The sequence below is a fragment of the Amycolatopsis sp. NPDC003731 genome, assembly GCF_053586895.1.
This window is the reverse complement of sequence record NZ_JBSFNC010000229.1, coordinates 1-10,546: the sequence shown is the minus strand read 5'-3', so window position 1 is coordinate 10,546 and position 10,546 is coordinate 1. Positions and strand designations below refer to the sequence as shown.

General features: G+C 72.8%; 11 protein-coding genes. 2 read left to right on the top strand and 9 right to left on the bottom strand.

Going from position 1 to position 10,546, the window contains the following annotated elements; translation table 11 throughout:
• Positions 1-94: 94 nt before the first annotated feature.
• From ACWDN5_RS44500 to ACWDN5_RS44460, 9 genes are all read right to left on the bottom strand, one after another.
• Entirely contained in the window at positions 95-772 is a 678-nt protein-coding gene (locus ACWDN5_RS44500; RefSeq protein WP_449680514.1) for a ThuA domain-containing protein, read from the bottom strand.
• Positions 769-2,139 (bottom strand): alkaline phosphatase family protein, encoded by a 1,371-nt coding sequence (locus ACWDN5_RS44495; protein WP_449680513.1) that lies wholly within the window; start codon positions 2,137-2,139, stop codon positions 769-771. The genes ACWDN5_RS44500 and ACWDN5_RS44495 overlap by 4 nt, the downstream gene beginning before the upstream one ends.
• Positions 2,136-3,263, bottom strand: a complete 1,128-nt coding sequence (gene eboE / locus ACWDN5_RS44490) for a metabolite traffic protein EboE (protein ID WP_449680512.1) — start codon at positions 3,261-3,263, stop codon at positions 2,136-2,138. Before eboE ends, ACWDN5_RS44495 begins: the two co-directional genes overlap by 4 nt.
• Positions 3,260-4,111, bottom strand: coding sequence for a TatD family hydrolase (locus ACWDN5_RS44485; protein ID WP_449680511.1), 852 nt, complete (start codon positions 4,109-4,111; stop codon positions 3,260-3,262). Before ACWDN5_RS44485 ends, eboE begins: the two co-directional genes overlap by 4 nt.
• Complete coding sequence (locus tag ACWDN5_RS44480; RefSeq protein ID WP_310972215.1) at positions 4,111-4,632, bottom strand: EboA domain-containing protein; 522 nt, start codon at positions 4,630-4,632, stop codon at positions 4,111-4,113. Before ACWDN5_RS44480 ends, ACWDN5_RS44485 begins: the two co-directional genes overlap by 1 nt.
• Positions 4,629-5,450 carry a sugar phosphate isomerase/epimerase family protein gene (locus ACWDN5_RS44475; protein ID WP_449680510.1) on the bottom strand — a complete coding sequence of 274 codons (822 nt, stop codon included), beginning with the start codon at positions 5,448-5,450 and terminating at the stop codon, positions 4,629-4,631. The genes ACWDN5_RS44480 and ACWDN5_RS44475 overlap by 4 nt, the downstream gene beginning before the upstream one ends.
• Positions 5,447-6,274: an SCO3242 family prenyltransferase gene (locus ACWDN5_RS44470; protein WP_449680509.1), complete on the bottom strand. Its 828-nt coding sequence runs from the start codon at positions 6,272-6,274 to the stop codon at positions 5,447-5,449. The genes ACWDN5_RS44475 and ACWDN5_RS44470 overlap by 4 nt, the downstream gene beginning before the upstream one ends.
• Positions 6,271-7,380 carry an inositol-3-phosphate synthase gene (locus tag ACWDN5_RS44465; RefSeq protein WP_449680508.1) on the bottom strand — a complete coding sequence of 370 codons (1,110 nt, stop codon included), beginning with the start codon at positions 7,378-7,380 and terminating at the stop codon, positions 6,271-6,273. Before ACWDN5_RS44465 ends, ACWDN5_RS44470 begins: the two co-directional genes overlap by 4 nt.
• A gap of 463 nt (positions 7,381-7,843) precedes the next feature.
• Positions 7,844-8,308 (bottom strand): MarR family winged helix-turn-helix transcriptional regulator, encoded by a 465-nt coding sequence (locus ACWDN5_RS44460; RefSeq protein ID WP_310972211.1) that lies wholly within the window; start codon positions 8,306-8,308, stop codon positions 7,844-7,846.
• Between the two features lie 131 nt (positions 8,309-8,439).
• On the opposite strand from ACWDN5_RS44460, the gene ACWDN5_RS44455 reads away from it, so the two are divergent.
• Together ACWDN5_RS44455 and ACWDN5_RS44450 are read left to right on the top strand one after the other, a co-directional pair.
• Entirely contained in the window at positions 8,440-9,624 is a 1,185-nt protein-coding gene (locus ACWDN5_RS44455) for an MFS transporter (RefSeq protein ID WP_449680507.1), read from the top strand.
• A gap of 23 nt (positions 9,625-9,647) precedes the next feature.
• A complete protein-coding gene (locus ACWDN5_RS44450) occupies positions 9,648-10,481 on the top strand; it encodes an aldo/keto reductase (RefSeq protein ID WP_449680506.1) in 834 nt (277 codons plus the stop codon).
• The last annotated feature ends 65 nt before the right edge of the window (positions 10,482-10,546 follow it).

The window sequence follows — 10,546 nt, the reverse complement described above, 5'->3', positions numbered from 1 at the left end:
GCGCGCCCCCCCCCCCGCGGGGGCCCCGGCGGGGGGGTGGGGCCGCGGGGGTGTGGCGAATGACTCATTGGGGACCTCCGACGTCCCGAATGAGTCATTCGCGACGTTGCCGGGCCGCGGGGAGCACTCCCGCGGCGTAGCGGATCGCGCCCAGCAGGAGCGCGCGGAACGCCGGGTCGCCGTAGGACTCGCTCGTGTGGCCGAGTCCGGTGTAGAACGCCCGGCCCCGGCCTTGCGGGTGACACCAGGTGATCGGGTGGTCCGCCCCCATCCCGCCACCGGTGTAACTGGACTCGTCCAGCGTCTGCAGGACGTGCACCCGGCCACGCGGATTGGTGCGGAAGTCGTACAGCTCGTCGGTCCGGGTCCACACCGGCGGCAGGTGGGCGGTCGCCGGATGGGTGCCGTCCTCGGTGACGAACCGGGCCTGCTGGATCTCCGGGTGCGTCTCGAACCAGGCGCCCACCAGCTCTCCGTACCACGGCCAGTCGTACCCCGTGTCGGCCGCCGCGTGGACGCCGACGTATCCGCCCCCACCCTCTACATAGGACTCGAACGCCGTCCGCTGCGCCGCGTCCAGGACTTCCCCGCTGGTCGAGAGGAACACCACCACGTCGTGCGCGGCCGGGGTGAACGCGTCCTCGGTCGCGGTGACGGCGAAGCCGTGCGCCGAGCCCAGTTCCCGGATCGCCTGGATCCCGGCCGGGATCGAGTCGTGGCGGTACGCGGTCGTCTTGGAGAACACCAGCACCTGCACGGAAGACCTCGTCATTCGGTCGGGACGGCGGCGGCCAGGAGCAGGTCCTTGACCTCGGTGGCGTGGATCTTCTCGCGCGCGAACGCCGGGTCCGAGCACAGCAGCACGGGCCCGTCCTCGGGCGAGTCGGGCAGCCGCCCGTGGCTGCCGCGGACCGGAGCCGGATCGAGCGGCACGACCTGCATCGAATACCGCAGGCCGAGCTTCTTGCGGGCCAGCGTGGCCGCCGCCTTCAGCTTGGCCTTCGGGTCGCGCGGGTCGAAGAACAGCTCGGCCGGGTCGTAACCGGGCTTGCGGTGGATCTCGACGGTCTTCGCGAAGTCCGGCGCGCGGTCGTCGCCGAGCCAGTAGTAGTAGGTGAACCACGCGTCCGGCTCGGCGATCGCGACCAGCTCACCCGCGCGTTCGTGGTCGATGCCGAACCCGGCCTGGCCTTCCCGGTCCAGTACGACGTCCACTCCGGACAGCCCGGCGACGATGGCCCGCACCCGCGGGAGGTCGGCCGGATCGGCGACGTAGACGTGCGCGACCTGGTGGTCGGCGACCGCGAACGCCCGGGACGTCCACGGGTCCAGGTACTCCATGCCCGCCTGGACGTACACGGAGAGCAGGCCTTCGCGGCGCAGCGCCCGGTTGACGTCGACCGGCCGGCTCGCGTTCGTGATGCCGTACTCCGACAGCGCGACGACGGTGTGCCCGCCCGCGGCCGCTTGGTCGAGCAGCGGCCGCAGAGCCGTGTCGAGCTCCCGGGCCGCCGCCGCGGCCTCGGGTGCGTCGGGGCCGAAGCGCTGCAGGTCGTAGTCGAGGTGCGGGAGGTAGACGAGCGTGGTGTCCGGCTTGTCCTCGGCCACGATCTTCTGTGCCGCGGCGATGATCCACTGCGACGACGTGATCGACGCCGTCGGACCCCAGTAGGTGAACAGCGGGAACTCGCCGAGGGTCCCGACCAGGCGGTCGTGCAGCTGCGGCGGGTACGTGTAGCAGTCCGGGGACTTCTTGCCGTCGGCGTGGTAGATCGGCCGCGGGGTCACCGTGAGGTCGGTGGCCGCGCCCATCGCGTACCACCAGCAGACGTTCGCGACCCGGTGGCCGGGCTGCGCGCGGCGGGCCGCGTCCCAGAACTTGTCCCCGTGCACCAGCTTGTTGTGCTGGCGCCACAGGAACACCTCGCCGAGTTCGCGGAAGTACCAGCCGTTGCCGACGATCCCGTGCCCGGCCGGGGTGCGGCCGGTGAGGAACGTCGACTGCACCGGGCAGGTGACCGCCGGGAACACCGTGTCCAGCTGCGCGGTGAAGCCCGGCTCGGCCGTCTTGCGCAGGTTCGGCATGTGCGGGAGCAGCCGCGGGGTCAGCCCGACGACGTCGAGGACGAGCAAACTCATGCGGACACCTCTTCCAGGCCCAGGGTGGTCAGTTTTCGCCGGGTCCAGTCCAGCTCGGCCGCGATGCCCGCGACCAGCCCGGCGTCGTCGGCGGGGGCGTCCGGGAGCACCTGCCAGGTGTAGGTCTCGACTTCGACGTGGTCGGTGCGCGCGGCCGCGCCGGCGAACAGCTCGGCCAGGGTGGCCGCCAGCAACGGCCGGGTGGACGTCAGCGGCGGCGCCGGGTCGGCGTGCAGCGGCACGTGGAAGTGCACCCGCCAGGGCTGCTTTCCGGGTAGCGCGCCGGCCAGCGCGAGGTCGAGGTCGTCGGCTCCGGGTGGCGCTCCTTCGGTGCTCTGGTGCAGGAACCGGGGCTCCACGAACGAGGCCAACGCCGTCCGTGTGACGGGATCGGCCGGATCCGGAGCCTCCAGCGCGGCCGAGGCCTGCAGCTTGACGACGTCCAGCCCGGCCGCCTCCAGCCGCCCCAGAGCGGCGGCCGGGTCTTCGAAACCGACCGCGAGGTGACAGGTGTCGAGGCAGACGCCGAGCCGGTCCTTGTCCACTTCGGACAGAAGCGACGCGGCCTGCGCGGTCGTCTCGATGATGCAGCCGGGTTCCGGCTCGAACGCGACCCGCACCGGCCGGTCCTGCGCCGCGAGCCCCTTGGCGAGGACGTCGAGCTGCCCGTCGTCGCCCCGCCACTCGGTGCGCCAGCCGAGCGGCAGGGTCGACACGCTGCCGCGCACGGCGTCGTCCGGCATCAGCTCGGCGAGCAGCCGCGCGAGGTCCAGGGTGTACCGCGTGCGCTCCGGCGCCGCCCAGTCCGGGCGGTACACCTTGTGCTTGACGACCGGGTCGTGAAAGCCCTGGTAGGGGAACCCGTTGAAGGTGACGACCTCCAGGCCGCGCGCCGCCAGCTCGCGTCGCAGCCGGGCCACCGCGCCCGGGTCGGCGGCCAGCTCGGCGGCGACCGGCCGGGCCAGCCACAGGCCGAGCCCGAGCCGGGCCACGCCCAGGCGCTCGCGGACCGGCTCGCCGAAGCGGGCCAGCTGGGCGAGCACGCCGTCGAGGTCTTCGGCCTGGTGGACGTTGGTGCAGTAGGCGAGGTGGACCAGCGTGCCGTCCCGGTGCCGGAACCTCACTTGCGCGCCCCTCGGAGGATCGAGTTGCCCGCGAACTCGGCTGCCGGAGGCCCTTCGTCCAGCGACAGCCGCCCGCTCTGGCCGTAGAACTCGACGGGGTTGCGCCACAGCACCCGGTCGACGTCGTCATCGGTGAAGCCGGCGGCCAGCATCGCGTCGCCGGTCTTGCGGGTCTTGAGCGGGTCGCTCTTGCCCCAGTCGGCGGCCGAGTTCACCAATACGCGCTCGGTGCCGTACTCCTTCAGGATCGCGACCATCCGGTCCTCGTCCATCTTCGTGTCCGGGTAGATGGAGAAGCCCAGCCAGCAGCCGGAGTCCTTGGCCATCGCGACGGTCGGCTCGTTGAGGTGGTCGAGCACCACGCGCTCCGGCGCGATCCCCGATTCGCGGACGACGGCGATGCTCCGCTCGGTCCCGGCCGCCTTGTCGCGGTGCGGGGTGTGGACCAGGGCCGGCAGGTCGTGGGCGATCGCCAGGGCGAGCTGCGCCGCGAACGCCTTGTCCTCCTCTGCGGTCATCGAGTCGTAGCCGATCTCGCCGACCGCGACCACGCCGTCCTTCTCCAGGTACCGCGGCAGGAGCTCGAGCACCGGAACGCAGCGCGGGTCGTTGGCCTCCTTGGGGTTGAGCGCGATCGTGCAGTGGTGGGCGATGCCGAACTGGCTCGCGCGGAACGGTTCCCAGCCGACCAGGGCGTCGAAGTAGTCGGTGAAGCTCCCGACGCCGGTGCGCGGCTGGCCGAGCCAGAACGCCGGTTCGACGAGCGCGCGGACGCCGGCGGCGTGCATGGCCGCGTAGTCGTCGGTGGTCCGCGAGCTCATGTGGATGTGGGGGTCGAAGATGCGCATCAGCCGTCCTGTTCGTTCAGCAGGGTGCGGAGATCGGCGGGGACTTCGCGGCCGGCCGCGGTGCGTTCGGCGGCGAAGTCCCGCAGCATGCGGAGCAGTTCGTCGTCGGTCCGGCGGTCCAGGCCGGCCACGGCGGCCAGCGGGATGCCCATGAAGACGCACTTGAGCACGCCGTGGCGGTATGCGGGCGGGTCGAGGTGCGTGGCGGCGTACTCGCCCATCGCCGCGGCCACCAGGCGGGTGTCGTTGGTGCGCAGCGCGTCCGCGACCAGTTCGATCCCGGCGTCCCCGATGTCCACAACGGACAGTCCATACAGGATCGCGCGCTTTTCGGCCGCATCGCCGTAGCGGTAGAGCTCGGGCATCTCCGCGGCGGCGCCGGGGGCCGCCGCGAGCAGCTCCACCCGCGCCGTGTCCGCCGCCGTCCGGCCGACCCGGCGGCCGACGGCGGGGAACACCGTGCGCAACGCCTTCGCGTCGGCGGCGACGTCGGACAGCGCCTTTTCCAGCCAGGCGTTCACGCGGTCACCGCCTTCCGCAGGAACTCCAGGGACTCGCGGGCGATCCGCGGGGCCGCGTGGCTGTCCCGCGGCAGTTCGACGGCGACGAGCCCGGAGTACGGTGCGAGGGCGGCCAGGACCGGCGGGAAGTCGATCTCGCCCCGCCCGAACTCCAGGTGCTCGTGCGTGCCGCGGCGCATGTCGTCGATCTGGACGTTCACCAGCCGCGGCAGCGCCCGGCGGACGCAGTCGGGCACGGACGCGGACTCGGTGCACCGGCAGTGCCCGATGTCCAGCGTCAGCCCGAACCGGTCCGGGTCGCCGAGCCTTCCCGACAGCTCGAAGTACCCGTCGAGGTCCTCGACGAGCATCCCGGGCTCGGGTTCGAAGCCGAGCCGGACGTCGTGCTCGTCGGCGGCCTTGAGCACCTCGGCGCATCCATCGGCCAGGTACGCCCACGCCTTCTCGGGTTCGAGGTCCGCGGGTTTGTTGCCGCTCCAGAAGGAAACCGCTTCGGCACCGAGGTCCGCGGCGATCTTCACCGCCCGCGTCAGGAACTCGACGCGGCGCGCGCGGTCGGGGTCGAGGAACGTCGGCGAGTGCTTGCGCCAGGGGTCCAGCAGGAACCGCGCGCCGGTCTCGACCACGACGGCGAGACCGAGCCGGTCCAGGTCGGCGGCGACGCCGGCGACGCGGCGGGCGAGGTCCGGCCCGAACGGGTCCAGGTGCTGGTGGTCGAGGGTGAGCGCGACGCCGTCGTACCCGAGGTCGGCCAGCACGCGCAGGGCGTCGGAGAGCCGGTGGTTGGCGAAGCCGTTGGTGCCGTACCCGAACCTCATGTCGGCGACACCTTCCGGCCCAGCGCCCGCGCGACCGGGAACGCGGCCGCCACGGCGAGCGCCGGCCGCCACGCGCCGGCGCGGGCGATCAACCCGGCCTGCAACGGGATCATGCCGTGGATCCCGGCCCCGACCGCCCGCCGGATCTTGCGCGCGGCCGGGTCGCGGACGGCGTCGTACTGCGCGCCGCCGGTGGTCACGGCGTACGTCCCGAGCAGCGCCGAGGACAGCAGGCCGCCCCGGCCGGCGGCGACCCCCACGCCGGCCGTCGCGACCAGGGTGGCCGCGGGCAGCGCGGGCCCGGCACCATCCACTTCGGACCTTGACAGCGTTGTCACGGCGTAGGTGTGCGCGCCGACGGTCAGCGCGGCGGGCAGCGCCGGTCTGCTCCCGCCCGCGCCGAGCAGGACGTCGAGGGTGCGGGCGGCGGCCATCGCGGCCGGGCCCAGCACGGTGTTCTTGAGCGCGAAGTCGTAGGCCCACACGGTCGCGGCCAGCGGCATGGCGACCCGCAGGGCCCGCCGTCCCCCGGCGGCCGCGGCGATGGCCAGCCCGCCCGCGGTCAGCCCGGTGGCGACGCCCAGCGCGGTCTTCGGCGCGACCCGGCCCGACGGGATCGGCCGTTCGGGTCGTTCGACGGCGTCGAGGTCACGGTCGGCGTAGTCGTTGAGCGCCATGCCCGCCCAGTAGAGGCAGACCGAAGCACCGGTCAGGGCGAGCGTGCGGCGGCCGAACGGCCACCCCGCCGCGGCGGCCCCGGCGACGGCGTCCCCCGGGACGGTCAGCGCGGCGGGGGCGCGGACGAGCTCGACCAGCGCCTTCACCGGTGCGCCCAGTCGCGCAGGGCGGCGTACTGCGACGCCAGGTCGTGCGGGCCGTCGCCGACGGGATCCTTGAAGAAGAAGCCGAACTCGGCGGCCGGCCCGGCCACGCCGTCGCGGCACGCCTTGCCGGCCAGCCGGGCGAGGTCGAGCACCAGCGGCGCGGCGAGCGCCGAGTCGCAGCCCTGCCAGGTCAATTGCAGTGTCATGCGCGCGCCGAGGAAGCCTTCGAACAGCACGTGGTCCCAGGCGGTCTTCCAGTCGCCGAGGGCCGGGACGTAGTCGATGTGCACGTCGCCGTCGACCGGGCGGCCGAGGTTCCGCGCCAGCACCTGCTGTTTGGACGCGTTCTTGCTCGCCGCGGCCGCGGGGTCGGCCAGCGTGGCGCCGTCCCCGCCGCCGAGCAGGTTCGTGCCCGACCAGGCCAGGACGTTCAGCCCGCGCTGCGCGAACATCGGCGCGAGGACGGACCGCAGCAGCGTCTCGCCGGTCTTGCCGTCGCGGCCCGCGTACGGCTGCCCGGTGGCTCGGGCGAGTTCGTCGAGGGCAGGCAGCCGTGCACCGGTGGACGGGGTGAAGTCGACAAAGCCACAACCCGCACGGAAGGCGGCGTAGGCGTAGAGCGCGCTCGGCGGCAGCGTGTCGAGCTCGGTCTCGAGGGCGGCCAGGGAGGCGTGCGCGGGGTGCGGTGGACACGGCGGTTCGGTGGAGGCGACGTTGAGGACGACGACGTGGTCCAGTCCCCGGCGGAACTCGGTCAGGTCGCCGATCACCTGCTCGACCGCGCCGCGCCCGCCCCCGGACGGCGCGGGCCGCAGCCGAGCCTCGGCGGCGTCGAGCTCGGCGGCGACCGCACCGGGCAGAGCGGCCGGCAGCACCCCGGCGGCGGCCAGGTGTTCGGCCCGCTTGACCAGCGGCGTGCCGACGACGTCGTGTCCCCCGAAGACCAGGTCCCCCAGGCTCGGTAGCGCGGCCCCGGCGAAGTCCGGCAGGTCGGTCACGCAGCCGGTGCGCGCGGCGAGCCCCGCCCGCAGCGCGGCCGCCCCGGCGACGGCGGTGGTGGCCACCGAGCCGCGGGCCCCGATCAGCCAGACACCGAGCTTCCCCATGGTTCCTCCAGTTCCCCGGTCCAGCCCGCCCCGGTCAGCAGCGGGTCCACACAGCGAGATCACGCGCCGGCCATGTCCCCGGCCGGCGCGGCGGTACTGGGTTTCCTTGAGCGGCAAGAACTCCACGGCTCGACGCCGTCAGCCCCCATTGGCACGATACCGGCAGAAACGCCCATACCGGCCGCACTGCGCGGACAACATGGCGGACAGAGCGCCACCGACCGGGCTAATTGCGGGCGCGCCGGATCGGTTCCGCTGCAGCGGTTACGCCATTCGAGATCACCGTCAGGCGGAAGCCGCTCGGGCTGACCACGGCGCGCCAGATCGGTACCCCCACAGCAGTAATCCATTCGAGATCACCGTCGCCCAGAAGCGGGTCCCGCAGAAACCGAGCGCCTTCCAGCGCGGTGTCGTGCGCCGGGCGCGCGCCACCGCCGCAACGCCCCATCGCGGGCGAGCACCCTCAGGCGGAAGAAGCAGCCCCGCCGAAACTCAACGCACCGAGCGCCCCGACCAGCGGCGCCAGCTCCGGCCGCGCCTCCGCCTCCCCGAGCGCCTCCGCCAACGCCGCATCGTGCGTCGGACGCGCTGCCGTCAGCAGCGCCTGGCCCGCCGGTGTCACCTCCGTGTAGATCCCCCGGCGGTCGTCCGCGCACAGGTACCGGGCCAGCAACCCCCGCCCCTCCAGGCGGGCCACCAGCCGCGTTGTTGCCGACTGGCTGAGGACCACCGCGTTCGCCAGCTGGTTCATCCTCAGGTGGAAGCCGTCCTGGCGAGCCAGGACGTCCAGGACCGTGTACTCGCTCACCGACAGCTCGTGGTCGCGCTCGAGCGCACGCTGCAGCCGGTCCTCGATCCGCGCGTGGAGCGCGGCCAGCGTTCGCCAGCCCTGCGCGCGTGCTTCGACGGCGTCGTCGTCCAGTGACACGGTTCACCCCTTCCCGGCTTGCGCAGACTGCCCGGCAAGTCGCAAGCTTGTGCAATAACCCGCGTGTGCAACTATCTCGGACGCTTGTAGTTGCCAACGCCCTCAGTCTACTCCGGGAAGAAGGAAGTTCCATGCCCGCCGCTCTGCTCGCACTGGCGATCAGCGCTTTCGGGATCGGCACCACCGAGTTCGTGATCATGGGCCTGCTGCCCGAGGTCGCGGCCGATTTCGGCGTCTCGATCCCGTCCGCAGGCCTGCTCATCTCCGGCTACGCGCTCGGCGTCGTCGTCGGTGCTCCCCTGCTCACCGCGCTGGCCTCGCGCGTGCCGCGCAAGACCGTGCTGGTCGCCCTGATGGGCCTGTTCATCGCCGGCAACGTGCTCTCCGCGCTCGCCCCCGGTTACGGCCTGCTGATGACCGGCCGGGTCGTCGCCGCGCTGAGCCACGGGGCGTTCTTCGGCGTCGGCTCGGTCGTCGCCGCGTCGCTGGTCGCCCCGGCCAAGCAGGCCGGCGCCATCGCGCTGATGTTCACCGGGCTGACCGTGGCGAACGTCCTCGGCGTGCCCGCCGGCACCGCGCTCGGCCAGGCCTTCGGCTGGCGCTCGACGTTCTGGGTGGTCAGCGCGCTCGGCGTCGCCGGCGCGATCGGCATCCTGACGCTGGTGCCGCACCAGGAACCCGAACCGGGGGCCGGCCTGCGCGGCGAGCTGGCCGTGTTCCGCCGCCCGCAGGTGTGGCTCGCGCTGGTGATGACCGCGCTCGGCTTCGCCGGGGTGTTCGCGTCCTTCACCTACATCGCCCCGATGATGACCGAGGTCGCGGGCTTCTCCAGCGGCGCCGTCACCTGGCTGCTCGTGCTCTTCGGCGCCGGCCTGTTCGCCGGCAACCTGCTCGGCGGCAGGGCCGCGGACCGCAAGCTGATGCCCAGCCTCTACGTCATCCTCGCCGCCCTCGCGCTCGTGCTCGTCGCGTTCGTGTTCACCGCGCACGCGAAGGTGCCCGCGGCGATCACGATCGCGCTGTTCGGCGCGGCCGGCTTCGCCACCGTGCCGCCGCTGCAGGCCCGCGTGCTGGCCAAGGCCGAGGGCGCCCCGGCACTGGCGTCGGCGGCGAACATCGCCGCGTTCAACCTCGGCAACGCCGGTGGCGCGTGGCTCGGCGGCCAGGCCATCGACGCCGGCCTCGGCTACACCGCCCCCAACTGGATCGGCGCCGTGCTCGCCGCGGCCGGCCTCGCCGTGGCACTCGTCTCCGGACTGCTCGACCGCCGGAATCCGGCTAGTTTCGCAGCCGGGGAACGGGTACTCGCCCGATGAACCACCCACCGAAAGGACCCCTCGTGACCAGCGTGCCCGTCATCGAACTCTCCAACGGCGTGCGGATGCCGCAGCTCGGCTACGGCGTGTTCCAGGTCCCGGACGACGAGACCGCCACCGCCGTCAAGGCCGCCCTCGACGCGGGCTACCGCAGCATCGACACCGCGGCCGTCTACGGCAACGAAAAGGGTGTCGGCCAGGCGATCGCCGAGTCCGGCATCGCCCGCGACGAACTGTTCGTCACCACCAAGCTGTGGAACTCGGCCCAGGGCTACGACTCGACGCTCAAGGCGTTCGACGAGAGCATGACCAAGCTCGGCCTGGAGCAGCTGGACCTCTACCTGATCCACTGGCCGACCCCGGCGCGCGACAAGTACCTCGACACCTGGAAGGCGTTCGAGAAGCTGCACGCCGACGGCCGGGTCCGCGCGATCGGCGTCTCCAACTTCCAGCCGTCGCACCTGCAGCGCCTGCTCGACGCCGCCGACGTCGCTCCCGCCGTCAACCAGGTTGAACTGCACCCGTACCTGCAACAGCGCGAGCTCCGCGAGTTCGACGCGAAGCACGGCATCGCGACCGAGGCGTGGAGCCCGCTCGCCAAGGGCGGCAGCCTGCTCGGCGACCCGGTGATCGCGGAACTCGCGGTGAAGCACAGCCGCACGCCGGCGCAGATCGTGCTGCGCTGGCACCTGCAGCTGGGCAACGTGGTGATCCCGAAGTCGGTGACGCCGTCCCGGATCGAGGAAAACTTCGACCTGTTCGGGTTCACCCTCACGGAGGAGGAGATGGAGTCGCTGACCCCGCTGGACCGCGGCGAGCGCACCGGCCCGGACCCCGACACCTTCAACGCCGCCTGACCTTTGCGGCCGCTACAAGACGCTGCGCGCGGGGGCGAACTGGACGATCCTCGACCCGTCGGGCC